Origin of the sequence: Citrobacter sp. wls714 (assembly GCF_005281025.1) — a bacterium.
Taxonomy (GTDB): Bacteria; Pseudomonadota; Gammaproteobacteria; order Enterobacterales; family Enterobacteriaceae; genus Citrobacter; species Citrobacter werkmanii.
On record NZ_SZWZ01000046.1, the window covers coordinates 55,961 to 82,416 of the forward strand.

Consider the following 26,456-nt stretch of genomic DNA (forward strand, 5'->3'; position numbering starts at 1 on the left):
GCTAAAATGATAATCAGGCAAATATCGTCATCAGATAGGCGATAAATAGTGCCAGATGCGCCGCACCGTTAAGTACATTGGTACGTCCGGTGGAGAAAGAGATATGGCACAGTACCAGCGACGAGACCATGACAATCATCTCTGGCGCGCCCAAAGCAAACACCAAATCATTGCCTGTTGCCCAGGCGATCAGCGTCACTACCGGTACGGTGAGTGAAATAGTGGCTAATACTGAACCGAAGAACAAATTCATTGCCCGCTGTACCTGATTGTTCAGAACCGCTTTCAGCGCCCCCAGCCCTTCAGGCGAGAGGATCAACAGCGCCACCAGGAAACCGGTAAATGCCACGGGGGCATTGAGTTCAGTCAGCAAGGTTTCCAGCGGACTGGCGTTCATCTTGGTGACGGCGATAACGGCGATCAGGTGAATGATGAGCCAGGCTGCGTGCCATATATTGCTGTGCGCCGACGGCTTACCGTGATGCGGGTCGTCGTCGTCACCCTCATCTTCATGCTCGTAAATGAACAGGCTTTGGTGCGTTTTTGTTTGAATCAGCAAAAAAACGCCGTACATTGCCGCAGAAATGAGTGCCACCAGTAGCGCCTGGGCGGTAGTAAAATTGGCTCCCGGTAACGCCATTGGAAACACCAGCACAATAATGGCCAGCGGAAACAGGGCGATTAAATACTGCTTAATACCAAACAGGTTCATATACTGAGTGGCAAATTTGCGGCCGCCCAGCAGTAATGAAAAACCGACTAAACCGCCGGTGACGATCATAATGATCGAATACAGCGTGTCGCGCATTAGCGTAGGCGCGGCATCGCCGGTCGCCATTAATGCGGAAATTAAACTGACTTCAAGAATAACAACGGACAGACTGAGGATCAGCGAGCCGTAGGGTTCGCCAAGTCGATGTGCTAATACGTCCGCATGACGGACAACGCTGAATGCGCTACTTAATATACCAATAAGGGCAAGCGCATTAATGCCGATGACCACTGGTAGTGACTGACTGCTCCCCCATAAGAACAGTACTACCAGCGCCAAAATCGGGAAGACGAGAGAGGTCTCCTTGTGGCGGGTTTTTACCGCCTCATGTACTTGTGTCATTAAGCTAATTCTCCATCTCTGCAGGTATTTATAATTATAAAAGTATTAAAGAATGTAAAAAATAACAGAAAAAGCGGTTTTGTAGGTGACATTTTACGAAATTTTACCGCATCGCTTATTTTTCTCCTCTAAGCGGTCAAAAACAAACTTCTTGTTTATAGAGTATTTAATTAACAGAAGGTTAGATGAGAAAATATTTTAAAAATGTTCATTATTGGCGCATCGCAGCATTGTTAACCACACTTAAGGTTTAGCCCAAAAAGAGGAGTTCACAATGCCCTATAAATCGAAAAGCGATCTGCCTGACAGCGTACAGCATGTTCTGCCATCCCATGCTCAGGACATCTATAAAGAAGCCTTCAACAGCGCCTGGGAACAGTACAAAGATAAATCTGACCGTCGCGATGATGCCACGCGCGAAGAGACGGCGCACAAGGTGGCGTGGGCCGCGGTGAAAAATGATTATCAAAAAGGTGATGATGATAAATGGCATAAAAAGACGTAACAGTATCAATTATAATGCCTTTATCAATTAGCCCGAATCAGCCGTTAGCGAATCGTGCTACACCGCGTCGCTGCTGGCTTGCAAGCGAGCGGTGAATTGCCTATTGTCCAGCTATTGGTTTCAAAATGAGCAGCAAAAAGGCCCGGAAGGCGTCAAAAAAGTTGTCGCAGGGAAGCAGCAGTGGCGGAGGTGTAAGGTGTTAACGCGTGATTTTTTATTGAATGCCGACTGTAAGACGGCATTTGGCGCTATTGAAGAATCACTACTCTGGTCAGCGGAACAACGGGCAGCCTCACTGGCCGCCACGCTTGCTTGTCGACCAGATGATGGACCGGTGTGGATCTTCGGTTATGGATCGTTGATGTGGAACCCGGCCTTAGAATTTGAAGAGTCCTGTACCGGGACATTGGTTGGTTGGCACCGTGCATTTTGCCTGCGTCTGACGGCGGGGCGTGGAACGGCCTGTCAGCCGGGACGGATGCTGGCCCTGAAAGAGGGCGGACGCACGACCGGTGTGGCTTATCGCTTACCGGACGCGTCGCTGGAACAAGAACTTTCTCTGTTGTGGAAGCGTGAAATGATCACCGGTTGCTACCTGCCGACCTGGTGTCAGTTGGCGCTGGATGACGGACGGACGGTGAACGCGCTGGTCTTTATTATGGATCCGCGCCATCCGCTGTTTGAGTCGGATACACGCGCGCAGGTGATTGCGCCGCTTATCGCTGCGGCCAGTGGACCTTTAGGCACCAATGCCCAATATCTGTTCTCGCTGGAACAAGAACTGGTGAAGCTGGGAATGCAGGATGATTGTCTTAACGATCTGGTGATTACGGTCAAACGGTTGTTGGGAGAGAACCTGCCGGAAGGGATTATACGACCAGATTTTGCATAGCGTCGGCGGAGTGTAGTGTGCCCGACAGCCAGGTGCTTATCGGGCATTTCACGATTACGCTGCAATAAAACTAATCGAATGCTCAAGCGACTGACTGTGGCTGTCGATCAGCACGTTCCAGACGCCGGTATAAGGTACGGTCAACCATGCGTTATCACGATCCTGCACGCTTAAGATGTCGGACTGCGTGTCTTTGACGTGATTTTTATCGCTCATCAGGTGGATGTGGCAGCGCTCGGAACAGCGCACTACCACCGTATCGCCACCAAATAACTTTAAACTCGCTTTCACTAATGCCATTTTTCACCCCGTTCTTGAAAACAACGTACTTTCTGTCGAAAGTGCTGCGTGATGTTGTTCACATTTCACTCATTGCATAACACCAAAGGGGGAGCAACAGGATGCTGATTTTGATCAAAAAATGGCATAACGATTAAACAAAAGTGACAAAGTTCCTCAGAACGGTTGAAAGGGCGTGTTAACGTTCAACGAAACCGCGCCCATCTAAGATTAAATCCGGAAATTTCCGGCACTTTCAGTGCGCATGCCTGCAAGCGCTGTCAGAAGGTCAATACTTTATCTGCAGCCAGCGTCCATTGGGCCAGTTCTACTAGCGTGCCCACGGCTACGCCATCGATTAAAGGCAGGTCGGTGATCCCCCGACCGTCAGTGCAGGTTTTGCACAGTTTTACCGGAACGTTTTGCGCTGTCAGGATCTCCAGCATTTGCTGGATATTGTATCCTTCCGCTGGTTTCTGACCGCGTAATCCCGCCGTAACCGCATCCGACATTAAAAACAGACGCAGATCGAGACCGGCTTCTTGTTCACGCAAAGCGATGGCCAGACGCAGGCTGTTAAATAACGATTCGCTTCCATAGGCCGCACCGTTCGCGACGATCACTATCTTTTGCATTTTGACTCCTGTTGTCGGATGGGAGGGATAATTCCTGGCGTGTATGGTACTCCCTGTACCAGATATCGAAAAGAAAGCATGTGAGGGCCCCTTATTATTCGGGTCAGAAAATCCCGAAAACAGGGATAAAGGCTGCAATTAATTGCTGAAGACGTTATGGTTTAGGTTAAGTGTGCCTGATTAATTGATTTAAGAAATAACTAACGATTTGAGCCGTATTATTTATTTTCCTCTCGCCGTATTTGCACTCTTGCCACTGGCAGGGGGTAATGCCAACGCACAATCCTCTTTTGTTCACCAGGCTGAAAACCCATTCGATAACAATAGCGATGGCTTGCCCGATCTCGGTATGGCGCCGGAATCGCGGGCAGGCGAAAAGCATTTTGCCGAAATGGTGAAAGCATTTGGTGAAGCCAGTATGACCGATAACGGCCTTGATACCGGCGAACAGGCGAAGCAGTTCGCATTTGGTCAGGTACGTGACACGGTTAGCGAACAGGTGAATCAACAACTGGAATCCTGGCTCTCTCCCTGGGGAAACGCCAGCGTCGGGTTGCAGGTTGATAAAGAGGGCAGCTTTACCGGCAGTCGGGGAAGTTGGTTTATTCCGTGGCAGGACAATCAACGCTATCTTACCTGGAGTCAGTTAGGCTTAACGCAACAGGATGAGGGCTTAGTCAGTAATGCGGGAATTGGGCAGCGCTGGGTACACGACGGCTGGCTACTGGGTTACAACACGTTTTATGACAATCTGTTGGATGAAAATCTGCTCCGGGGCGGCTTAGGTGCAGAAGCGTGGGGCGAGTATTTACGTTTATCCGCTAACTACTACCAGCCGTTTTCCTCCTGGCAGAATCGTTCCACCACACAGGAACAGCGGATGGCCCGCGGCTACGATCTGACCGCGCAAATGCGGATGCCGTTCTATCAACATCTCAATACCCGCGTCAGCGTTGAACAGTATTTTGGCGACCGGGTGGATCTGTTTCATTCTGGCACCGGGTATCACAATCCGGTAGCGGTGAACCTCGGGCTGAGCTATACGCCGGTGCCGCTGATTACGATGACTGCGCAGCATAAGCAGGGTGAAAATGGCGTCAGTCAGAATAACCTCGGATTAACGCTGAATTATCGTTTCGGCGTTCCGTTAAAAAAACAGCTGATGGTTAGCGAAGTGGCGAACAGCCGCTCGCTGCGCGGCAGTCGTTATGACGATCCGCAGCGGAATAGTTTGCCGACGCTGGAGTATCGCCAGCGTAAAACCCTGTCGGTATTTTTGGCCACGCCGCCCTGGGATCTCAAGCCGGGAGAAACGGTGGCGCTGAAGGTACAAGTGCGCAGCCTGCATGGGATTCGCCATCTTGCATGGCAGGGCGATACTCAGGCGCTGAGCTTAACCGCTGGCAGCAGTACCCGAAGCGCGCAGGGCTGGACGATTATTATGCCGAAGTGGGACAACAGAGAAGGTGCGATGAACCGCTGGCGGCTGTCGGTAGTGGTAGAAGATGAACTGGGCCAGCGTGTCTCTTCCAATGAGATCACGCTATCACTGACCGAACCGTTTATCAGCGTTTCGGCAAATGATCCTCGTTAACCATGATGCACGACTGCGTTATCAGAAAATGCGTTCCTGATGCACCCAAACCGCCGCTTCTACGCGTGATTTGAGCTTCATTTTCTTCAGCATGTGCTTCACATGAACTTTTACCGTGCTTTCGGTGATGTCCAGGCGGCGGGCAATCATCTTGTTAGGCAGGCCCTGGGCAATAAGCTTGAGAATATCGCGCTCGCGCGGCGTCAACTGGGTGACATCACGGTCAGACGTTGCGCGGTTGGCGCGCAGGCTGGCGGCCAGAACCGGCGTTAAGGCTTCACTCAGCACCATTTCACCAGCGGCGGCCTGCTGTAATGCTTTCAGTAAATCTTCCGGCTCCATATCTTTCAGCAGGTAACCATCCGCGCCGCGTTTCAGTGCGGTAACGACATCTTCTTCATGATTGGATACGCTAAACACCACGATGCGGCCAGACAGGGACTTTTCACGCAGCTTGTCGAGGGTTTCCAGACCGTTCATACCAGGCATGTTGAGATCCAGCAGGATCAGATCGGGATCAAGAGATTCAGCCAGCTCGATACCCTGTTCGCCATTGCTGGCTTCACCGACAACGGTGATATCCTGCGCCATGCTGACAAGCTGTTTTACACCGGTTCGCAGCATCGGATGATCGTCGATCAACAGGATGGTTGCCGGTTCCAGATTACTCATGGGTATCTCCTTGGACTTCTGTGAAGTTTGTTTCGGGAATAAAAGTGACAGTAACTTCAGTACCGCCTGTCTCACGACGGCGTACACGGCAATCGCCGCGCAAGCTCTGCGCACGGTCGCGCATTATTATCATGCCGTAGTGGTTACTGCGTTCGGCGTTTTCCGGTACGCCGCAGCCGTTATCTTGTACAGTGAGTTTGATCTGCTTACCATTTTGCACCACCGTCACGACAACTTCATCGGCATGGGAGTGCTTCAGGGCGTTGCTCAGGGCTTCACGAGCAATTTGTAATAAGTGAATCGCCTGATGCGAAGGGACCAGGCGCGGTGGCAACTGATAATCCAGCTTAACCGCAAAACCGAAGCGGGCACTGTATTCCTGACAGCTGGCTTCCAGCGCGGGTCGCAATCCGGGTTCGGTGAGCTGTAAACGGAAGGTCGTTAACAGCTCACGCAGTTGCGCCCACGAGGCGTTCAGTTCATTACGAATCTGGCTAAGCAGTTCGCGGCTATTCTCGGGCAGCGCATCGCCCTGCATCTGCAAACAGCTAACCTGCATCTTCATGCATGAAAGCGATTGTGCAATAGAATCATGGAGTTCGCGCGCAATGGTGGCACGCTCTTCCATCACGATCAACTGCTGTTGACGCTCCTGATGCCTGTCGAGCGCCAGCGTTGCGGTCAGTTGCTCAACCAGGGTATCGACCAGTTGTTGCTGATCGTGGCTGAGATGGCGTCCGTTCGGCAACGTAGCGAGCAGGATACCATACTGGGTATGCGCGTCGGTCAGCCGCCATTTCAGCGTGATACCACCGTCTATCGCGGGCAGCGTACCGCGTGGGCACAGATGACATCCTTTCTCATCGCAACTGACATTGGACTGACAGGTAAATTCCTGATGATTATCTTCATCTTCCAGATCATAAACCCGCAGCTCAATATCATGCAGCAGGGTCAAATTTTGCAGGCCGTTCAGCACCGGAGAGAGGCGTTCGCACAATGGCACCTGAGAATGCAGGCGGCGGTTGGCTTGCCACAGAAAAGAGAGGATCTGATTTTTATGCTCCAGCCCGGCCGTTTTCTCCTGCACCCGCTGTTCCAGTACCGCATAACTTTCAGCCAGCTCTTCCGACATATTATTCAGCGCCGAGCCCAGAGCCGCCATCTCATTACGCCCGCTGATATGCGCACGTTGGGTAAAATCACGTTGGCTGACGGCTCGCGCCATCGCCAATAGCTGTTTCCACGGCTCCAGCAGGCGTACGCGTAGCCAGATAATAGTGAAGACCAGCAGTAAGGCCATAAATGCCGCCATCAGGCGATGTAACAGAACGACGCGTTCAATCCGCAATTCGGTGGTATGGTCGAAGGCGGTAACCAGCTTATCCAGCCCAACGACAAAGCGCGTTACATCTTGCGCCACCGCATCAGGCGTTTGCGCGTGGGCAAGCCCTGGCGCCAGCTCAGTGTGCCAGTAATCCTGTAATGCTTTTAACTGCGCCTGTTGTCCATCGCGCTGTGCGGCCCGCGTTAACTCTGGACTAAACGCCGTTTTCTCCATTTCATCCAGTAGCGGTTGATCGTCGGCTTCCAGTGGAACCGCCGCCAGCAGACGATAACTCTGCATACGCAGCGAGCCGGCTTTGTTAATTGCATGGGCGCTACCCTGAACGCCCTGAACCAGCCAACCGGAGACAGCCATACCTGCCACGCCGATGGCAGTAGACAATAAAACAATCAGCGCCACCTGGTTGACCAGCGTAAGCGGGGAGAGACAACGTTTAAACATGGTGACTTGTTCCTTCGGGTCTTCGTAGAACAGAAACCCTTTTGAATAACGGTTCTGCTGCAGGCAGTGGCGTTATTCTCGGCGATACACTGGAGTATACCCATACCTCAAACGGGCTACCTCTTAATTGCCAGCTGAGGGGGAGGTCATGGGTCAGGGGGAGTAGAAGACGACAGAAGCGTGAAAAACCACATCTTTTTTACCGAAGTAATGTACTCATTTAGGGTGATGACAAATTTTAGGCATGAATAATGACACCTTTTCCTTTGATTTATATCAACTTACCTCCAGCTGTAAACCCTAAGGTTGCAGGCATCGAAACAAGTATCAGAGGTGTCTATGAGTCACTCATCTGCCCCGGAAAGGGCATCTGGAGCTGTAATTACAGAATGGCGGCCGGAAGATCCTGTCTTCTGGCAACAGCGTGGTCAACGAATCGCCAGCCGTAACCTGTGGATTTCCGTCCCTTGCTTACTGCTGGCGTTTTGCGTGTGGATGTTATTTAGCGCCGTGGCGGTGAACTTACCGAAAGTTGGCTTTAATTTCACCACGGAGCAATTGTTCATGTTGACGGCGTTGCCGTCGGTTTCCGGCGCGCTGCTGCGTGTGCCGTACTCCTTTATGGTTCCCCTGTTTGGTGGACGTCGCTGGACAGCATTCAGCACCGGCATCCTGATCATCCCATGCGTATGGTTAGGTTTTGCGGTGCAGGATACCACCACGCCATTTAGTACCTTTATTATTATCTCCTTGCTGTGCGGTTTTGCCGGTGCGAACTTTGCATCAAGCATGGCGAATATCAGCTTCTTCTTTCCAAAACAAAAACAGGGCGGTGCACTGGGTCTGAACGGTGGTCTGGGCAATATGGGTGTCAGCGTAATGCAGTTGGTTGCTCCGCTGGTGGTCTCACTGTCAATCTTTGCTGCATTTGGTAGCCACGGGGTTGAACAACCGGATGGTACGCAATTGTATCTGGCGAACGCCGCATGGATTTGGGTTCCGTTCCTGGCTGTGCTGACGCTGGCTGCATGGTTTGGTATGAACGAACTGGCAACCTCAAAAGCGTCACTGAAAGCGCAATTGCCGGTGCTTAAACGCGGGCACCTGTGGATCATGAGCCTGCTGTATCTGGCAACCTTCGGTTCATTTATCGGCTTCTCAGCCGGTTTCGCGATGCTGTCAAAAACGCAGTTTCCTGAGGTACAGATCCTGCATTACGCCTTTTTTGGCCCGCTGATTGGCGCGCTGGCGCGTTCCGCTGGCGGTGCAATTTCTGACCGTCTGGGCGGAACTCGCGTGACGCTGGTGAACTTTGTGCTGATGGCTCTCTTCAGTGCCTTGCTGTTCCTGACGCTGCCAACTAATGGCGTAGGGGGCAACTTTACCGCTTTCTTCGCGGTGTTCCTGGCGTTGTTCCTGACGGCCGGTCTGGGCAGTGGTTCAACCTTCCAGATGATCTCCGTTATCTTCCGCAAGCTGACGATGGACAGAGTGAAAGCGGAAGGCGGGTCAGAAGAGAAGGCGATGCGTGAAGCGGCAACCGACACTGCGGCAGCGCTCGGTTTTATCTCAGCCATTGGCGCGATTGGCGGCTTCTTTATCCCCAAAGCATTTGGTACTTCCCTGGCGTTAACGGGATCACCTGTTGATGCGATGAAAGTCTTTGTGATCTTCTATGTCGCCTGCGTGGTTATCACCTGGGCGGTGTACGGACGTCATTCTAAAAAGTAAAAAAGTGGTATACACAAAATCATTCGAATTGCATCAAGGCGGCAAGTGAGAAATCCCCAGGAGCTTACTGAAGTAAGTGACTGGGGAGAACGAGCGCAGCCAACGCAGAAGCAGTTTGAAGGATGAAGTGTAGGTTGATTATCCATTGCGCGGCGTTAGACCGCGCTTTTTTTTGCTCTGAATTAGTTACAACATACTTATATATAAACTCACGACGAAAGTCTGTGAAAACGGTGCTGATAATATGCCTGGCAGGGGGGATACCCCTTAATACCCACTTATAAAGAATTTAACATTTGTATGAAAAGTGAATTTGAAAAAGTTATTTAAATTCATGATGTTAATTTGTTTTCTGATATCCCACTTAGGGGGTATGTGAAAATTTACCCTCATTTTTCATCCCTGCCTGCCTTGATCGTTATCAATTCTCACGCCCTTTCAGAGCGTTACCTTCGCTCTCAATCAAGCAATGTCGATTTATCAGAGAGCCGTCAGGCTCCTACAGGAGAAAACCGATGAGTAAATTCCTGGACCGGTTTCGCTACTTCAAGCAGAAGGGCGAAACCTTTGCCGATGGGCACGGCCAGCTTCTCAATACCAACAGGGACTGGGAGGATGGATATCGCCAGCGTTGGCAGCATGACAAAGTCGTGCGTTCAACCCATGGTGTAAACTGCACCGGTTCATGCAGCTGGAAAATCTATGTGAAAAATGGTCTGGTGACCTGGGAAACCCAGCAAACTGACTACCCACGCACCCGTCCAGATATGCCAAACCACGAGCCTCGCGGCTGCCCGCGTGGTGCGAGCTATTCCTGGTATCTCTACAGCGCTAACCGTCTGAAATACCCGCTGATGCGCAAACGTCTGATGAAGATGTGGCGAGAAGCAAAAAGACTGCACAGCGATCCGGTAGATGCATGGGCATCCATCATCGAAGACGCCGACAAAGCAAAAAGCTTCAAACAAGCGCGTGGTCGTGGTGGATTTGTTCGTTCTTCCTGGCAGGAAGTGAATGAACTGATTGCTGCATCTAACGTTTACACTATCAAAACCTATGGCCCTGACCGCGTTGCAGGCTTCTCTCCGATTCCGGCGATGTCGATGGTTTCTTATGCTTCCGGCGCACGCTATATGTCGCTGATTGGTGGTACCTGCCTGAGCTTCTACGACTGGTACTGTGACCTGCCGCCGGCTTCCCCGCAAACCTGGGGCGAGCAAACCGACGTACCGGAATCTGCCGACTGGTATAACTCCAGCTACATTCTTGCATGGGGCTCTAACGTACCGCAGACCCGTACTCCGGATGCGCACTTCTTTACTGAAGTTCGCTATAAAGGAACCAAAACGGTAGCGATTACTCCGGACTACGCGGAAATCGCCAAACTGTGCGACCTGTGGCTGGCACCGAAGCAGGGAACCGATGCGGCGATGGCAATGGCGATGGGCCATGTCATGCTGCGCGAGTTCCACCTCGATAATCCGAGCCAGTACTTCACTGACTACGTTCGTCGTTATACTGACATGCCAATGCTGGTGATGCTCGAAGAGCGCGACGGTTATTATGCTGCCGGTCGTATGCTGCGAGCAGCGGATCTGGTTGACTCTCTGGGCCAGGAAAATAACCCGGAATGGAAAACCGTCGCTATCAATAGCAACGGTGAAATGGTTGCGCCAAATGGTTCAATTGGTTTCCGTTGGGGTGAAAAAGGCAAATGGAACCTCGAACAGCGCGACGGCACGTCGGGTAATGAAACCGAACTGCAACTCAGTCTGCTCGGTAGCCAGGATGACATTGCTGAAGTCGGCTTCCCATACTTTGGCGGCGAAGGTACCGAACATTTCAATAAAGTTGAACTGGAAAACATTCTGCTGCACAAATTGCCGGTTAAACGTCTGCAACTGGCCGATGGTTCTACCGCGCTGGTGACCACCGTTTACGATCTGACCATGGCCAACTACGGTCTGGAACGCGGTCTGAACGATGAAAACTGTGCAACCAGCTACGATGACCTGAAAGCGTATACGCCGGCATGGGCAGAAAAAATTACCGGTGTATCGCGCGCTCAAATCGTGCGCATCGCCCGCGAATTTGCGGATAACGCCGATAAAACGCACGGCCGTTCGATGATTATCGTCGGTGCGGGTCTGAACCACTGGTACCACCTCGATATGAACTATCGCGGCCTGATCAATATGCTGGTGTTCTGCGGCTGTATCGGCCAGAGCGGTGGCGGTTGGGCCCACTATGTCGGGCAGGAAAAACTGCGCCCGCAAACCGGCTGGCAGCCGCTGGCGTTTGCGCTGGACTGGCAGCGTCCGCCTCGTCATATGAACAGTACCTCTTACTTCTATAACCACTCCAGCCAATGGCGCTATGAGACGGTTACCGCACAGGAATTGCTGTCCCCGATGGCAGACAAATCCCGTTACAGCGGTCATTTGATTGACTTTAACGTTCGCGCTGAACGTATGGGGTGGTTACCGTCTGCACCGCAGTTAGGGACTAACCCGTTGCGTATCGCTGAAGAAGCGCAGAAAGCCGGCATGACGCCGGTGGACTACACCGTGGAATCTCTGAAAGACGGTTCTCTTCGCTTTGCGGCGGAACAACCGGAAAACGGCAAAAACCATCCGCGTAACCTGTTTATCTGGCGTTCCAACCTGCTCGGGTCTTCCGGTAAGGGCCACGAGTACATGCTGAAGTACCTGCTGGGTACTGAACACGGTATTCAGGGGAAAGATCTCGGCCAGCAGAGCGGCGTGAAGCCAGAAGAAGTGGAATGGCAGGACAACGGACTGGACGGCAAGCTGGATCTGGTGGTGACGCTGGACTTCCGTCTGTCGAGTACCTGTCTGTATTCCGACATCGTGCTGCCGACCGCAACCTGGTATGAAAAAGACGATATGAATACCTCGGATATGCATCCGTTTATTCATCCGTTGTCTGCCGCCGTTGACCCGGCCTGGGAATCGAAGAGCGACTGGGAAATCTATAAAGCCATCGCGAAGAAATTCTCTGAAGTGTGCGTGGGCCACCTCGGTAAAGAAACTGACGTTGTTACGCTGCCGATTCAGCACGACTCCGCCGCCGAGCTGGCGCAGCCGCTGGACGTGAAGGACTGGAAAAAAGGTGAGTGCGACCTGATTCCTGGCGTTACCGCGCCGCACATCATGACCGTAGAGCGTGATTATCCGGCAACCTATGAACGCTTTACCTCCATCGGCCCGCTGATGGAAAAAATCGGTAACGGCGGGAAAGGGATTGCCTGGAATACCCAGAGCGAAATGGATCTGCTGCGTAAGCTCAACTACACCAAGGCTGAAGGTCCGGCGAAAGGCCAGCCCTGGCTTAATACCGCAATTGATGCCGCCGAGATGATCCTCACCCTGGCGCCGGAAACTAACGGTCAGGTAGCCGTTAAAGCCTGGGCAGCGCTGAGTGAATTTACCGGTCGTGACCATACGCATCTGGCGCTGAATAAAGAAGACGAAAAAATTCGTTTCCGCGATATACAGGCGCAGCCGCGCAAAATTATCTCCAGCCCGACATGGTCAGGCCTGGAAGATGAACATGTGTCTTATAACGCCGGTTATACCAACGTTCATGAGCTGATCCCATGGCGTACGCTGTCTGGTCGCCAGCAGTTGTATCAGGATCACCAGTGGATGCGTGATTTCGGTGAAAGCCTGCTGGTTTACCGTCCGCCAATCGATACCCGTTCAGTGAAAGCGGTGATCGGCGAGAAGTCTAACGGTAACCCGGAAAAAGCGCTCAACTTCCTGACACCGCACCAGAAATGGGGTATCCACTCCACCTACAGCGACAACTTGCTGATGCTGACGCTGTCACGTGGTGGTCCGATTGTGTGGATGAGCGAAGTCGATGCGAAAGACCTGGGAATCGAAGATAATGACTGGATCGAAGTCTTCAACAGCAACGGCGCGCTGACGGCGCGTGCAGTTGTCAGCCAGCGTGTACCGGCCGGGATGACCATGATGTACCACGCGCAGGAACGTATCGTTAACCTGCCGGGTTCAGAAATTACCCAGCAGCGCGGCGGGATCCACAACTCGGTGACCCGTATTACGCCGAAACCGACCCATATGATCGGCGGCTATGCGCAGCTGGCCTACGGCTTTAACTACTACGGTACCGTCGGTTCAAACCGTGATGAGTTCGTGGTTGTACGTAAGATGAAGAACATTAACTGGTTGGATGGCGAAGGCAATGACCAGGTACAGGAGAGCGTAAAATGAAAATTCGTTCACAAGTCGGCATGGTGCTGAATCTCGATAAGTGCATCGGCTGCCACACCTGTTCAGTGACCTGTAAAAACGTCTGGACCAGCCGTGAAGGTATGGAATACGCCTGGTTCAATAACGTGGAAAGTAAGCCTGGCGTCGGTTTCCCGAATGACTGGGAAAATCAGGAAAAATGGAAGGGCGGCTGGATCCGTAAAATCAACGGTAAACTGCAACCGCGCATGGGTAACCGTGCGCTGCTGCTGGGAAAAATCTTTGCTAACCCGCATCTACCGGGTATGGATGACTACTACGAGCCGTTTGATTTCGACTATCAGAATCTGCACACCGCGCCGGAAGGCAGCAAAGCGCAGCCGATTGCCCGTCCGCGCTCGTTGATTACCGGTCAGCGGATGGACAAAATTACCAGCGGTCCGAACTGGGAGGAAATTCTGGGCGGCGAATTCGAAAAACGCGCCAAAGACCAGAACTTCGAAAACATGCAGAAGGCGATGTACGGCCAGTTCGAAAACACCTTCATGATGTACCTGCCGCGCCTGTGTGAGCATTGCCTTAACCCGGCGTGTGTGGCGACCTGCCCAAGCGGTGCTATCTACAAGCGTGAAGAAGATGGCATCGTGCTGATCGACCAGGACAAGTGCCGCGGCTGGCGTATGTGCATCACCGGCTGCCCGTACAAGAAGATTTACTTCAACTGGAAGAGCGGGAAGTCCGAGAAGTGCATCTTCTGCTACCCGCGTATCGAAGCGGGTCAACCGACCGTTTGCTCCGAAACCTGTGTTGGCCGTATCCGTTATCTCGGCGTACTGCTGTATGACGCCGATGCGATCGAAAGCGCGGCCAGCACCGAGCACGAAAAAGATCTGTACCAGCGCCAACTGGACGTGTTCCTCGATCCGAACGATCCGGCAGTCATTGAACAGGCGCTAAAAGATGGTATTCCACTGAGCGTCATCGATGCTGCACAGCAGTCTCCGGTTTACAAAATGGCGATGGACTGGAAGCTGGCGCTGCCGCTGCATCCGGAATACCGCACGCTACCGATGGTTTGGTACGTGCCGCCTTTGTCACCGATTCAGTCTGCCGCCGACGCGGGCGAGCTTGGCAGCAACGGTATTCTGCCGGATGTAGACAGTCTGCGTATCCCGGTTCAGTACCTGGCGAACCTGTTGACCGCTGGCGACACCCAGCCGGTACTGTTGGCGCTGAAACGTATGCTGGCAATGCGTCACTACAAACGTGCGGAAACTGTTGACGGTAAAGTTGATACCCGTGCGCTGGAAGAGGTGGGCTTGAGCGAAGCGCAGGCACAGGAAATGTATCGTTACCTGGCGATTGCTAATTACGAAGATCGTTTCGTGGTACCAAGCAGCCATCGTGAACTGGCGCGTGACGCATTCCCGGAGAAAAGCGGTTGTGGCTTTACCTTCGGCGATGGTTGCCACGGTTCTGATACCAAATTCAATCTGTTCAACAGCCGCCGCATCGACGCTGTTGATGTGACCAGCAAAACGGAGCCGCACCAATGATTGAACTCGTCATTGTTTCGCGTCTGCTCGAGTACCCGGATGCTGCCTTATGGCAGCATCAGCAGGAACTTTTCGATGCACTCGCGTCATCTGAGAACCTGGAGAAGGAGGATGCCCAGACCCTGGGCGTTTTCCTGCGCGATTTAACCGCGCAGGACATGCTGGATGTACAGGCCGCTTATAGCGAACTGTTTGACCGTGGCCGTGCCACATCGCTGCTGCTGTTTGAACATGTACACGGTGAATCCCGCGATCGTGGTCAGGCGATGGTTGACCTGATGGCACAGTATGAGCAGCACGGTTTGCAGCTCGACAGCCGCGAACTTCCCGATCATCTGCCGCTGTATCTGGAATACCTTGCGCAGTTGCCGAAAAGCGAAGCGTTAGGGGGGTTACAGGATATCGCGCCGATTCTGGCTTTGCTCAGCGCTCGTTTGCAACAGCGTGAAAGCCGTTACGCGGTGTTGTTCGACTTGCTGTTAAAACTGGCGAATACCGTTATCGATAGCGACAAAGTGGCTGAAAAAATTGCGGATGAAGCGCGTGATGATACCCCGCAGGCACTGGATGCGGTCTGGGAAGAAGAGCAGGTGAAATTCTTCGCCGATCAGGGGTGCGGCGAGTCGGAAATCACCGCTCACCAGCGTCGTTTTGCCGGGGCCGTTGCGCCGCAGTATCTGAATATCTCCACCGGAGGACAGCAATAATGCACTTCCTGAATACGTTCTTCTTTGACATCTATCCGTACATCGCGGGTTCTGTCTTTCTGATCGGCAGCTGGCTGCGTTATGACTATGGGCAATATACCTGGCGCGCGGCGTCCAGCCAGATGCTGGATCGCAAAGGGATGAACCTGGCGTCGAACCTGTTCCATATCGGGATCCTGGGAATTTTTGCCGGACACTTTCTGGGCATGCTGACGCCGCACTGGATGTATGAGGCGTGGCTACCGCTTGAAGTGAAACAAAAGATGGCCATGTTCGCGGGCGGCGCCTCAGGCGTGATGTGTCTGGTCGGCGGCGTGCTGCTGCTGAAACGTCGTTTGTTCAGCCCACGCGTTCGGGCCACCACTACCGGTGCGGATATTCTGGTGCTGTCCATTCTGGTTATCCAGTGTGCCCTTGGCCTGCTGACCATTCCGTTCTCCGCTCAGCATATGGACGGTAGCGAGATGATGAAACTGGTGAACTGGGCGCAAACCGTGGTGACATTCCACGGCGGTGCATCTGAATATCTGGATGGCGTGGCGTTTATCTTCCGTATGCACCTGGTGCTGGGTATGACGCTGTTCCTGCTGTTCCCGTTCTCGCGTCTGGTGCACATCTGGAGCGTTCCAGTTGAATACCTGACCCGCAAATACCAGATCGTTCGTGCGCGTCACTAATCGGTTATCTGTGTAAGATAAAACCCTGCTCCGGCGGGGTTTTTTTATGCCTGTTTGCCGGATGGCGGCGTAACCGCCTTATCCGGCCTACACAGGCGTCAGCTCTCTGTATGCCTGATAAGCGCAGCGCATCAGGCCTATTGCGGGCACGTATTGAGGGCAGAATATAGTGCATTGCAGTTGGATTGGGTGTTGATGCTTTATGAAGTAATGGTGGTGGGGGAAGGATGACTCAGCGCTGCGCGCTTCGCCCTTCGGGTCGTTGCCTGCGGCAACGCTTTCTCGCTGACGCTCGAATCGAACCTTAGTCGAAGATTCTCATCCTTCCAGCATGGGCAGAATATAGGGCATTACAGTTAAATTGGGGGTTGATGCTTTATGAAGTGATGGTGGTGGGGGAAGGATTCGAACCTTCGAAGTCGATGACGGCAGATTTACAGTCTGCTCCCTTTGGCCGCTCGGGAACCCCACCAGGGGTATACTAATTTTATGAATCTACAGGAATGAATGGTGGTGGGGGAAGGATTCGAACCTTCGAAGTCGATGACGGCAGATTTACAGTCTGCTCCCTTTGGCCGCTCGGGAACCCCACCACGGGGTAATGCTAATTACTGGCCTGCTTCCTTTGGAAGCGGGGCGCATCATATCAGATGATGCGCCCCTGTAAAGTATTCCGTTGATAAAAAAGAACTGGTTGCCTGATTTTTACGCGTAAAGATGTAAAGGTAACCAATTATATTATCAATCGATTACAGAATAATCGTTCGGTTACCGTAAACAAAAACGCGTTGAGCCAGAACCTGATACAGCGCGCGGCTTAATACATTTTTTTCAACGTCACGGCCGGCACGCATCATGTCTTCTGCGGTGTAGGTGTGATCAACGTGAATTACGTCCTGCATAATGATAGGGCCTTCATCCAGGTTATCATTCACATAGTGGGCCGTTGCGCCAATGATCTTCACCCCGCGCTCGTAAGCCTGGTGGTATGGGCGAGCGCCAATAAACGCCGGCAGGAATGAATGGTGAATATTGATAATCTTATTCGGGAAGCGTGAAACAAAGGTCGGCGTCAGAACGCGCATATATTTTGCCAGCACAACATAGTCTGGTTGGTGCGCGTCGATAGCATCGGCCATTTTCTGATCATGTTCATCGCGGGTTAAACCCTCGTGGCTAACCAGCTCAAACGGAATATCAAAGCGCTCAACCAAAGGACGCAGCGTCTCGTGGTTGCCGATCACCGCAGCGATTTCAACATCCAGTCCGCCATAATTCGCTTTCATTAACAGATCGCCCAGGCAATGTGCTTCCTTGGTGACCAAAATGACGATACGGCGGCGTCCTGCTGGCGTTAATTCACGAATAGATCCTTCGGGTAAGGCGCTATCAAGATCGGCAAGCAGCGTGACGTCGTTAAAAATGCCCTCCAGTTCGGTACGCATAAAAAAGCGCCCGGTACGGTGGTCCACGAACTCATTGTTCTGCACGATATTCAATTCATGCTTGTAACAGATATTTGTAATGCGTGCGATCAGACCTTTTTGGTCCGGGCAAATAGTACGCAGCACTTTTCGTTGTAATGAATGCATTTGCAGCGGTGATCCTGTTGAGAATGTTTGCAAAATTGATACTGTCGGGCGTTGATTAGCCGCAGCACTTCTTAAATTTTTTACCCGAGCCACAAGGGCAGGTGTCGTTTCGTCCAATTTGAGGGCGTGTACCGTCTATATAGTACCACTGACCGTTTTCTTTTAAAAAACGAGAGCGTTCAATAATGGCGCCAGTTTTTCCCTGTTCAGAAAACCGCGCGACAAAACTGACGTAGCCGATATTTTCTGAATCTACCGTCTGTTGCTCAAAAACGGTCAGTCCCAGCCATTCGGTATGCGTAAATCCTGCGATAATGTCGTCACGAAACGCAGCGGCATGGCAGTCCGCATGCCAGGTCTTGATAAGGTAATCTGCGTCTTTCATCACAAAAGCGCAGTAACGAGAACGCATGAGGTGTGACGGCGTAGGTGCTACTTGCGCGCCGGACACATAACGGTAGCAACATAGGCTATACTCGACAGCGCTACCACAGGGACAAAGCTGAGACACAAAGTACTCCCTGGAATAAAAAAACGGCGTAAAAACGCCACGGTGGCACTATGTTAACTGAGCGGTAGCGATGTTGCTACGTCTGCAAGCCAGGGGAAGTTTGTACGTACAATGAGAAAAATTAAAATTGGGCTGGCGCTAGGTTCCGGCGCTGCGCGCGGCTGGTCGCATATTGGCGTAATTAAAGCCCTTAAGCATATGGGGATTGATGTAGATATCGTGGCAGGGTGCTCCATTGGTTCGCTGGTTGGCGCGGCCTACGCCTGCAATAAATTGCCTGCACTCGAACAGTGGGTTTGTTCATTTAGTTATTGGGACGTCTTACGCCTGATGGATCTCTCGTGGCGCAGGGGAGGACTATTGCGCGGAGAACGGGTGTTCAACCAGTACCGTAATGTCATGCCGGTAGAATCGATTGAACAATGCACACGCCGCTTTGCAACTGTTGCAACCAATTTAAGTACGGGCCGGGAACTCTGGTTCACCGAAGGTGATTTGCACCTGGCTGTCCGGGCATCCTGCAGTATTCCTGGTCTGATGTCCCCCGTAGCGCATAATGGCTACTGGTTGGTCGATGGCGCGGTGGTGAATCCCGTGCCCGTTTCCCTGACGCGTGCGCTGGGCGCCGATATCGTTATTGCGGTCGATCTGCAACACGATGCGCACCTGATGCAGCAAGATTTACTCTCCTTCAACGTCAGTAGCGATGCTGAATCAGGTGATGGCGCTGACGAACTCTCATGGCATGGCCGTCTGAAAGAGCGTCTGAGCAACATTACGGCGAGGCGGACAGTGACCGCGCCGACGGCGATGGAGATCATGACGACCTCTATTCAGGTTCTGGAAAACCGTCTGAAACGTAACCGTATGGCTGGCGACCCGCCTGATATCCTGATTCAGCCGTTTTGTCCGCAAATATCCACGCTGGATTTCCACCGCGCCAGTGCAGCAATTGCTGCCGGGCAGTTGGCGGTTGAGAAGAAAATGGATGAGCTTCTACCTCTGGTGAAGACCAACGTCTAGGCACTTTTTATCAATACTTAAGTTAAATCTGACAGGCGTGAGTAGCAATAGCATGCCACTATTTATTAAAGCCAGTCAGGGGGGAGAATATGACGCAGCCATTGGTCGGAAAACAGATTCTTATCGTTGAGGATGAGCCGGTATTCCGCTCACTCATGGACTCATGGTTTTCCTCTTTGGGAGCGACAACAGCGGTGGCCGGCGATGGGCTTGAAGCACTGGACTTACTAGGTCACTTTACGCCTGACTTAATGATCTGCGATCTGGCTATGCCGCGAATGAACGGTCTTAAACTGGTTGAGTATTTACGCAATCGGGGCGATCAAACGCCGATACTGGTGATTTCAGCGACGGAAAACATGTCTGATATAGCCAAAGCGCTGCGACTCGGTGTCGACGACGTTCTTCTGAAACCGGTGAAGGATCTTAATCGCCTGCGAGAAACGGTTTTTGCGTGCCTGTATCCTAATATGTTCAATTCACGGGTTGAAGAAGAAGAGCGGCTGTTTCGCGACTGGGATGCCATGGTGGACGATCCTGCTGCTGCAGCTAAGCTGCTGCAGGAGTTACAGCCTCCAGTATCGCAAGTGATTTCACAATGTCGCATAAACTATCGGCAATTGGTTGCCGCCGATCAACCGGGACTGGTGCTGGATATTGCGCCGCTGTCGGATCACGACCTTGCTTTTTATTGTCTGGATGTCACGCGGGCAGGGGATAATGGCGTGCTGGCCGCATTATTACTGCGAGCTTTATTTAACGGCTTGTTGCAGGAGCAGCTGACGCAACAAAATCAGCGGTTGCCAGAGTTAGGTGCGTTATTGAAACAGGTGAACCATTTGCTGCGTCAGGCTAATTTACCCGGCCAGTTTCCTTTGCTGGTAGGGTATTACCACAGCGGGTTAAAAAACCTGATTCTGGTATCAGCAGGACTGAATGCGACATTAAATACGGGTTCCCATCAGGTACAAATCAGCAATGGCGTACCGCTGGGAACGCTCGGCAATACCTATCTTAATCAGTTGAGCCAGCGCTGCGAGTCATGGCAGTGCCAAATTTGGGGGGCGGGTGGTCGCCTGCGCCTGATGTTGTCTGCAGAATGAACAATTGAGCGGGGGAGGAATGAAATTGCTTCACCTCCCTCATGCTGCGAGTGCTACTATCAGCGCCAGATTTATTCGTATTTGTCTTAATTATACCGACGTGCGTCCTTTTCAGACCAGAGGCTTACCGCTGTACTGATATACTTGGATGCGATACAGATTGATGAACACGTTCAATACATGAACAGTCCAGGAGAGTTTTAAATGGCTGCTATTAATTCAAAAGTCAAAAAGGCCGTTATCCCGGTTGCGGGATTAGGAACTAGGATGTTACCGGCTACGAAGGCAATCCCGAAAGAGATGCTACCGTTGGTTGATAAGCCATTAATTCAGTACGTGGTAAACGAATGTATTGCTGCGGGTATCACTGAAATTGTACTTGTAACTCACTCGTCTAAAAATTCCATTGAAAACCACTTTGATACCAGCTTTGAGCTAGAAGCTATGCTGGAAAAACGTGTAAAACGTCAGCTGCTGGAAGAAGTGCAATCTATTTGTCCACCGCATGTCACTATTATGCAGGTACGTCAGGGACTGGCTAAAGGTCTGGGACACGCAGTATTGTGCGCACACCCTGTTGTTGGCGATGAACCGGTTGCGGTTATCCTGCCAGATGTAATTCTGGATGAATACGAATCGGATTTATCCCGCGAAAACCTGGCCGAAATGATTCATCGTTTTGATGAAACTGGCAGCAGCCAGATTATGGTTGAACCCGTAGAAGATGTTACCGCTTATGGCGTAGTGGATTGTAAAGGCGTTGAATTAGCGCCGGGCGAAAGCGTGCCGATGGTTGGCGTTGTTGAAAAGCCGAAAGCTAATGTAGCGCCGTCTAATTTGGCGGTTGTGGGTCGTTATGTTCTCAGTGCGGATATCTGGCCTCTGCTGGCAAAAACGCCTCCGGGAGCGGGCGACGAAATTCAGCTGACTGACGCTATCGATATGCTGATTGAAAAAGAAACGGTTGAAGCCTATCACATGAAGGGCAAAAGCCATGACTGCGGTAATAAGCTGGGCTATATGCAGGCGTTCGTTGAATATGGTATTCGCCATAATACCCTCGGCGCTGAATTTAAGGCCTGGCTGGAAGAAGAGATGGGTATTAAGAAGTAACCACCAGTAATTATCAGGTCAGAACGGTGCTGTTAATCCAGCGCCGTTTTTTTATACCTAATCCGGGTAGGGGCTATGCGAAGTACAGGTAAAAAAAATCCCGCCAGCGGCGGGATTTTAAGCAAACTATTTCTGAATTATTCCTTGATCAGGAAATCGTCCAGTTGCTTACCTTGTTCTTCCATCGCTTTTTTGATCACAGCCGGTGTACGACCCTGGCCAGTCCAGGTTTTAGTTTCACCGTTTTCGTCAACATAGCTATATTTAGCCGGACGCGCAGCGCGTTTAGCTTTGGTGCCAGATTTAACAGCAGCCATGCTATTCAACAGTTCGTTCGGATCAATGCCGTCAGCAATCAGCATTTCACGATATTGTTGCAGTTTACGAGTACGTTCTTCAACTTCAGCAGCGGCAGCGCTTTCTTCTTCACGACGCTCGCTAACTACAACTTCTAATTTTTCCAGCATTTCTTCAAGCGTTTCCAGAGTACATTCTCTTGCCTGCGCACGAAGAGTACGGATGTTGTTCAGAATTTTAAGTGCTTCGCTCATTGTAGTAATCTCAAACTTATATTGGGGGTGGTTTGTTGAGCTAATAATAGAGCGATAATTTCAGTTGTGCAATAGCCAGGAATGTAAGGAATTCAAAATTGCGCTTTATTTAGTATCAGAATTAATTCCTCTGTCTTAAATTCTCAGCGATGTTGGGCATAAAAAAGGCTTATTGGTGGGGGGGCTTCTCAACGGCTGAGAGTAAAAATTCAAGATTCAGGTCACATTTTATCGTGTGCAAATAGTATCACTTTGCAGTGATTTCAACCTTTTGTATTAGTTTTGCTTACGTGAATTCGCTATTAGATGGCGGCAGTGGAGAGATTCAATAACAATAAGGGAACGGTTTCTTAATTGTCGACGCTTGATAAGCGAGACTGATAAATTTCATGAGCACTATTTGTGAAAGAATGTGTATATACGGTACGGCTCCGGCTGTTTGGGCTAAGACGCCGCGCTATCATACTCCCACCCATAAAGGGCACCTGCATTTTCTGGTTATTAAGGCGGCACTGAGCGAGTCAGTACGCGCCTTTATACGTCTTTCGGGACAACGCTGCACCGACATGTTCGTGAAATATGATACAATCCAGCCCATATTTATTTCCCCAGATGAGGGTCTACGGTCAATGGCACAGCTATATTTTTACTATTCTGCAATGAATGCCGGTAAGTCGACTGCATTGCTGCAATCTTCGTACAATTATCAAGAGCGTGGAATGCGCGCTGTTGTATATACAGCGGAAATTGATGACCGTTTTGGCACTGGAAAAGTAAGTTCACGTATAGGTCTGTCGTCACCTGCAAAATTGTTTAACCAAAATTCATCATTGTTCGAAGAGATTCGCGCCGACAATGAGCAGCAAAGAATTCACTGCGTACTGGTTGATGAGTCTCAGTTTCTGACGCGACAACAGGTTTATGAATTATCTGAAGTTGTCGATCGGCTGGATATTCCCGTGTTGTGTTACGGCTTACGCACCGATTTTCGTGGTGAGCTATTCGGCGGCAGTGAATACCTGCTTGCATGGTCAGATAAGCTGGTTGAATTAAAAACTATTTGCTTCTGTGGCCGTAAGGCCAGCATGGTGTTACGTCTTGATCAGGCAGGAAGACCGTTTAACGAGGGCGAGCAGGTGGTTATAGGCGGAAACGAGCGCTATGTGTCGGTATGCCGTAAGCATTATAAGCAGGCGCAGTCTGAAGGCTCTCTGACGGCAATACAAGAACGACACAGCCACGATTAACCCTATGCGCTTCTGGGCGCTTATAAGTACAGGGTAGGCACAACTATTCATACGAGTTCTCTACCCTGTCACACGCTCTTCTGACGCTATTCTGGCTTCTTCCCTGCATGTAATCTTCATCAGGCCATATCTCGCAAGTGGCCGAGTCAGGTATTACCTCATTTTTATAGCGTAAGGCACAAAAAAAACGGTCCCGAAAAGGGACCGTTTAGAGTCAGACTAAAACTTATCTGAACGAATTAAGCGGATTTCTTCGCTTTTTTCTCAGCTTTCGGTGCAGCTGCTACTTCAGGCTTAGCAGTGGTTTCACCTTCGGTGTACTCACGGCCGTAGTAGGTATCCAGCAGAATCTGCTTCAGCTCAGCAATCAGCGGATAACGCGGGTTAGCACCAGTACACTGGTCGTCAAACGCATCTTCAGACAGTTTGTCAACGTGTGCCAGGAAGTCAGCTTCCTGCACGCCAGCTTCACGGATAGACTTAGGAATACCCAGTTCAGCTTTGATTTCGTCCAGCCAGCCCAGCAGTTTCTGGATTTTCGCGGCAGTACGGTCGCCCGGTGCGCTCAGACCCAGATGGTCGGCGATTTCAGCGTAGCGACGACGTGCCTGAGGACGGTCGTACTGGCTGAATGCTGTCTGTTTAGTCGGGTTGTCGTTCGCGTTGTAACGAATAACGTTGCTAATCAGCAGGGCGTTCGCCAGACCGTGAGGAATGTGGAACTGAGAACCCAGCTTGTGCGCCATAGAGTGACATACACCCAGGAAGGCGTTCGCAAACGCGATACCGGCGATGGTCGCTGCACTGTGTACACGCTCACGGGCTACCGGGTTCTTGGAACCTTCGTGGTAGGACGCCGGCAGGTTTTCTTTCAGCAGTTTCAGCGCCTGCAGAGCCTGACCGTCAGAGAACTCAGAGGCCAGTACGGAAACGTAAGCTTCCAGAGCGTGAGTGACGGCATCCAGACCACCGAACGCACACAGGGACTTCGGCATATCCATCACCAGGTTGGCATCGACAATCGCCATATCCGGGGTCAGCGCGTAGTCAGCCAGCGGGTATTTCTGGCCGGTTGCGTCGTCGGTTACTACCGCAAACGGTGTTACTTCAGAACCGGTACCGGAAGTGGTGGTGACGGCGATCATTTTCGCTTTCACGCCCATTTTCGGGAACTTGTAGATACGTTTACGGATGTCCATAAAGCGCAGCGCCAGTTCTTCGAAGTGGGTTTCCGGATGTTCGTACATAACCCACATAATTTTCGCGGCGTCCATCGGGGAACCACCACCCAGCGCGATAATCACATCTGGTTTGAAGGAGTTAGCCAGCTCAGCGCCTTTGCGCACAACGCTCAGAGTCGGGTCAGCTTCAACTTCGAAGAACACTTCGGTTTCAACGCCAGCCGCTTTCAGCACAGAGGTGATCTGGTCAGCATAACCATTGTTGAACAGGAAGCGGTCGGTCACGATCAGCGCACGTTTGTGACCATCAGTAATCACTTCATCCAGCGCGATTGGCAGAGAGCCACGACGGAAGTAGATAGATTTCGGAAGTTTGTGCCACAACATGTTTTCAGCTCGCTTAGCAACGGTTTTCTTGTTGATCAGGTGCTTAGGACCAACGTTTTCAGAGATGGAGTTACCACCCCAGGAACCACAACCCAGAGTCAGGGAAGGTGCGAGTTTGAAGTTGTACAGGTCACCGATACCACCCTGAGAAGCAGGGGTGTTGATCAGGATACGCGCGGTTTTCATCATCTGACCGAAGTAAGCAACGCGTTCTGGCTGGTTATCCTGGTCGGTGTACAGGCAAGAGGTATGACCGATACCGCCCATCGCAACCAGTTTCTCAGCTTTGTCCACTGCGTCTTCGAAGTCTTTCGCACGATACATAGCCAGTGTCGGAGACAGTTTTTCGTGAGCAAAAGGCTCGCTTTCGTCAACAACCTTAACTTCACCGATCAGAATCTTAGTGGTTTCTGGTACGGAGAAGCCTGCCAGCTCAGCAATTTTGTAGGCCGGCTGACCAACGATAGCGGCGTTCAGCGCGCCATTTTTCAGGATAACGTCCTGAACAGCTTTCAGCTCTTTGCCCTGCAGCAGGTAGCCGCCGTGTGTGGCGAAGCGCTCACGTACTGCGTCATATACAGAGTCAACCACGACAACAGACTGTTCAGAAGCACAGATCACACCGTTGTCGAAGGTTTTAGACATCAGAACAGATGCAACAGCGCGTTTGATATCAGCGGTTTCGTCGATAACAACAGGGGTGTTACCTGCGCCTACGCCGATTGCTGGTTTACCAGAGCTGTATGCCGCTTTAACCATGCCTGGACCACCGGTCGCAAGGATCAGGTTGATGTCTGGGTGGTGCATCAGTGCGTTAGACAGTTCTACGGAAGGTTGATCGATCCAGCCGATCAAGTCTTTCGGTGCGCCAGCAGCGATTGCCGCTTGCAGAACGATGTCAGCAGCTTTGTTAGTGGCATCTTTAGCACGCGGATGCGGAGAGAAGATGATGGCGTTACGGGTCTTCAGGCTGATCAGCGATTTGAAGATAGCAGTAGAAGTCGGGTTAGTGGTTGGAACGATACCGCAGATGATACCAATCGGTTCAGCAATAGTAATGGTACCGAAAGTGTCGTCTTCAGACAGCACACCACAGGTTTTTTCATCTTTGTAAGCGTTGTAAATGTATTCAGAAGCAAAGTGGTTTTTAATCACTTTATCTTCGACGATGCCCATGCCAGATTCGGCAACGGCCATTTTCGCGAGAGGGATTCGAGCGTCTGCGGCAGCCAGAGCGGCGGCGCGGAAGATTTTGTCAACCTGTTCTTGAGTGAAACTGGCATATTCACGCTGGGCTTTTTTTACGCGCTCTACAAGTGCGTTAAGTTCAGCGACATTAGTAACAGCCATAATGCTCTC

Annotated in this window: 21 protein-coding genes, 2 tRNA genes and 1 other RNA gene; 12 read left to right on the forward strand and 12 right to left on the reverse strand. The window is 51.5% G+C overall.

The window, feature by feature from the left end:
* Window positions 1-13: 13 nt before the first annotated feature.
* The gene (gene chaA / locus FDX11_RS11025; RefSeq protein WP_042307955.1) at window positions 14-1,114 is read right to left on the reverse strand and encodes a sodium-potassium/proton antiporter ChaA; all 1,101 of its coding nucleotides are present in this window, start codon (window positions 1,112-1,114) and stop codon (window positions 14-16) included.
* A 274-nt stretch (window positions 1,115-1,388) separates the two neighbouring features.
* Here chaA and chaB point away from each other — a divergent pair, with 274 nt between their 5' ends.
* Both chaB and FDX11_RS11035 read left to right on the forward strand, forming a co-directional pair.
* Window positions 1,389-1,619 carry a putative cation transport regulator ChaB gene (gene chaB, locus FDX11_RS11030; protein WP_038641135.1) on the forward strand — a complete coding sequence of 77 codons (231 nt, stop codon included), beginning with the start codon at window positions 1,389-1,391 and terminating at the stop codon, window positions 1,617-1,619.
* 196 nt (window positions 1,620-1,815) lie between these two features.
* Window positions 1,816-2,511, forward strand: coding sequence for a gamma-glutamylcyclotransferase (locus FDX11_RS11035; protein WP_042308012.1), 696 nt, complete (start codon window positions 1,816-1,818; stop codon window positions 2,509-2,511).
* A gap of 54 nt (window positions 2,512-2,565) precedes the next feature.
* Here FDX11_RS11035 and FDX11_RS11040 read toward each other — a convergent pair whose 3' ends face one another.
* Both FDX11_RS11040 and FDX11_RS11045 read right to left on the reverse strand, forming a co-directional pair.
* Entirely contained in the window at window positions 2,566-2,811 is a 246-nt protein-coding gene (locus FDX11_RS11040; RefSeq protein WP_137397905.1) for a DUF1883 domain-containing protein, read from the reverse strand.
* 260 nt (window positions 2,812-3,071) lie between these two features.
* A complete protein-coding gene (locus FDX11_RS11045) occupies window positions 3,072-3,425 on the reverse strand; it encodes a DsrE/DsrF/TusD sulfur relay family protein (RefSeq protein WP_137350149.1) in 354 nt (117 codons plus the stop codon).
* 250 nt (window positions 3,426-3,675) lie between these two features.
* Here FDX11_RS11045 and FDX11_RS11050 point away from each other — a divergent pair, with 250 nt between their 5' ends.
* Window positions 3,676-5,019 carry a YchO/YchP family invasin gene (locus FDX11_RS11050; RefSeq protein WP_249360731.1) on the forward strand — a complete coding sequence of 448 codons (1,344 nt, stop codon included), beginning with the start codon at window positions 3,676-3,678 and terminating at the stop codon, window positions 5,017-5,019.
* Between the two features lie 21 nt (window positions 5,020-5,040).
* Here FDX11_RS11050 and narL read toward each other — a convergent pair whose 3' ends face one another.
* A complete protein-coding gene (narL, locus tag FDX11_RS11055; RefSeq protein WP_038641125.1) occupies window positions 5,041-5,691 on the reverse strand; it encodes a two-component system response regulator NarL in 651 nt (216 codons plus the stop codon).
* Complete coding sequence (narX, locus tag FDX11_RS11060; RefSeq protein ID WP_042307964.1) at window positions 5,684-7,480, reverse strand: nitrate/nitrite two-component system sensor histidine kinase NarX; 1,797 nt, start codon at window positions 7,478-7,480, stop codon at window positions 5,684-5,686. Before narX ends, narL begins: the two co-directional genes overlap by 8 nt.
* A 339-nt stretch (window positions 7,481-7,819) precedes the next feature.
* On the opposite strand from narX, the gene FDX11_RS11065 reads away from it, so the two are divergent.
* The 5 genes from FDX11_RS11065 (at window position 7,820) to narI (ending at window position 16,389) form a co-directional block, all read left to right on the forward strand.
* Window positions 7,820-9,211 carry a NarK family nitrate/nitrite MFS transporter gene (locus FDX11_RS11065; protein ID WP_042307965.1) on the forward strand — a complete coding sequence of 464 codons (1,392 nt, stop codon included), beginning with the start codon at window positions 7,820-7,822 and terminating at the stop codon, window positions 9,209-9,211.
* 515 nt (window positions 9,212-9,726) lie between these two features.
* Window positions 9,727-13,470 carry a nitrate reductase subunit alpha gene (locus tag FDX11_RS11070; RefSeq protein WP_137397907.1) on the forward strand — a complete coding sequence of 1,248 codons (3,744 nt, stop codon included), beginning with the start codon at window positions 9,727-9,729 and terminating at the stop codon, window positions 13,468-13,470.
* Complete coding sequence (gene narH / locus FDX11_RS11075; RefSeq protein WP_061381228.1) at window positions 13,467-15,005, forward strand: nitrate reductase subunit beta; 1,539 nt, start codon at window positions 13,467-13,469, stop codon at window positions 15,003-15,005. Before FDX11_RS11070 ends, narH begins: the two co-directional genes overlap by 4 nt.
* Window positions 15,002-15,712, forward strand: coding sequence for a nitrate reductase molybdenum cofactor assembly chaperone (gene narJ, locus FDX11_RS11080; protein ID WP_079223847.1), 711 nt, complete (start codon window positions 15,002-15,004; stop codon window positions 15,710-15,712). The genes narH and narJ overlap by 4 nt, the downstream gene beginning before the upstream one ends.
* Complete coding sequence (gene narI / locus FDX11_RS11085; protein WP_038641116.1) at window positions 15,712-16,389, forward strand: respiratory nitrate reductase subunit gamma; 678 nt, start codon at window positions 15,712-15,714, stop codon at window positions 16,387-16,389. Before narJ ends, narI begins: the two co-directional genes overlap by 1 nt.
* A gap of 211 nt (window positions 16,390-16,600) precedes the next feature.
* On the opposite strand, the gene FDX11_RS11090 is transcribed toward narI, so the two are convergent.
* From FDX11_RS11090 to FDX11_RS11110, 5 genes are all read right to left on the reverse strand, one after another.
* Window positions 16,601-16,731: non-coding RNA, RtT sRNA (locus tag FDX11_RS11090), on the reverse strand.
* A gap of 45 nt (window positions 16,732-16,776) precedes the next feature.
* Window positions 16,777-16,861 (reverse strand) — tRNA-Tyr (locus FDX11_RS11095).
* Between the two features lie 36 nt (window positions 16,862-16,897).
* Window positions 16,898-16,982, reverse strand: a tRNA-Tyr gene (locus FDX11_RS11100).
* 156 nt (window positions 16,983-17,138) lie between these two features.
* A complete protein-coding gene (gene purU / locus FDX11_RS11105; RefSeq protein WP_003020737.1) occupies window positions 17,139-17,981 on the reverse strand; it encodes a formyltetrahydrofolate deformylase in 843 nt (280 codons plus the stop codon).
* Between the two features lie 55 nt (window positions 17,982-18,036).
* Window positions 18,037-18,492: a YchJ family protein gene (locus FDX11_RS11110; RefSeq protein ID WP_042308037.1), complete on the reverse strand. Its 456-nt coding sequence runs from the start codon at window positions 18,490-18,492 to the stop codon at window positions 18,037-18,039.
* Between the two features lie 111 nt (window positions 18,493-18,603).
* Between FDX11_RS11110 and rssA the strand changes: the two genes are divergently transcribed.
* From rssA to galU, 3 genes are all read left to right on the forward strand, one after another.
* Window positions 18,604-19,515 carry a patatin-like phospholipase RssA gene (rssA, locus tag FDX11_RS11115; protein ID WP_061381231.1) on the forward strand — a complete coding sequence of 304 codons (912 nt, stop codon included), beginning with the start codon at window positions 18,604-18,606 and terminating at the stop codon, window positions 19,513-19,515.
* An 89-nt stretch (window positions 19,516-19,604) separates the two neighbouring features.
* Window positions 19,605-20,618 (forward strand): two-component system response regulator RssB, encoded by a 1,014-nt coding sequence (gene rssB / locus FDX11_RS11120; RefSeq protein WP_038641109.1) that lies wholly within the window; start codon window positions 19,605-19,607, stop codon window positions 20,616-20,618.
* Window positions 20,619-20,822: 204 nt separating this feature from the next.
* Complete coding sequence (galU, locus tag FDX11_RS11125; protein ID WP_038641107.1) at window positions 20,823-21,731, forward strand: UTP--glucose-1-phosphate uridylyltransferase GalU; 909 nt, start codon at window positions 20,823-20,825, stop codon at window positions 21,729-21,731.
* Between the two features lie 137 nt (window positions 21,732-21,868).
* Here the strand turns inward: galU and hns are convergent, their stop codons facing one another.
* The gene (hns, locus tag FDX11_RS11130; protein ID WP_003020723.1) at window positions 21,869-22,282 is read right to left on the reverse strand and encodes a histone-like nucleoid-structuring protein H-NS; all 414 of its coding nucleotides are present in this window, start codon (window positions 22,280-22,282) and stop codon (window positions 21,869-21,871) included.
* Between the two features lie 629 nt (window positions 22,283-22,911).
* On the opposite strand from hns, the gene tdk reads away from it, so the two are divergent.
* On the forward strand, window positions 22,912-23,529 hold the full coding sequence (gene tdk, locus FDX11_RS11135; protein WP_042308040.1) for a thymidine kinase: 618 nt from the start codon (window positions 22,912-22,914) through the stop codon (window positions 23,527-23,529).
* A gap of 239 nt (window positions 23,530-23,768) precedes the next feature.
* Here tdk and adhE read toward each other — a convergent pair whose 3' ends face one another.
* Window positions 23,769-26,447, reverse strand: a complete 2,679-nt coding sequence (gene adhE / locus FDX11_RS11140; RefSeq protein WP_061381232.1) for a bifunctional acetaldehyde-CoA/alcohol dehydrogenase — start codon at window positions 26,445-26,447, stop codon at window positions 23,769-23,771.
* Between the last annotated feature and the right edge of the window lie 9 nt (window positions 26,448-26,456).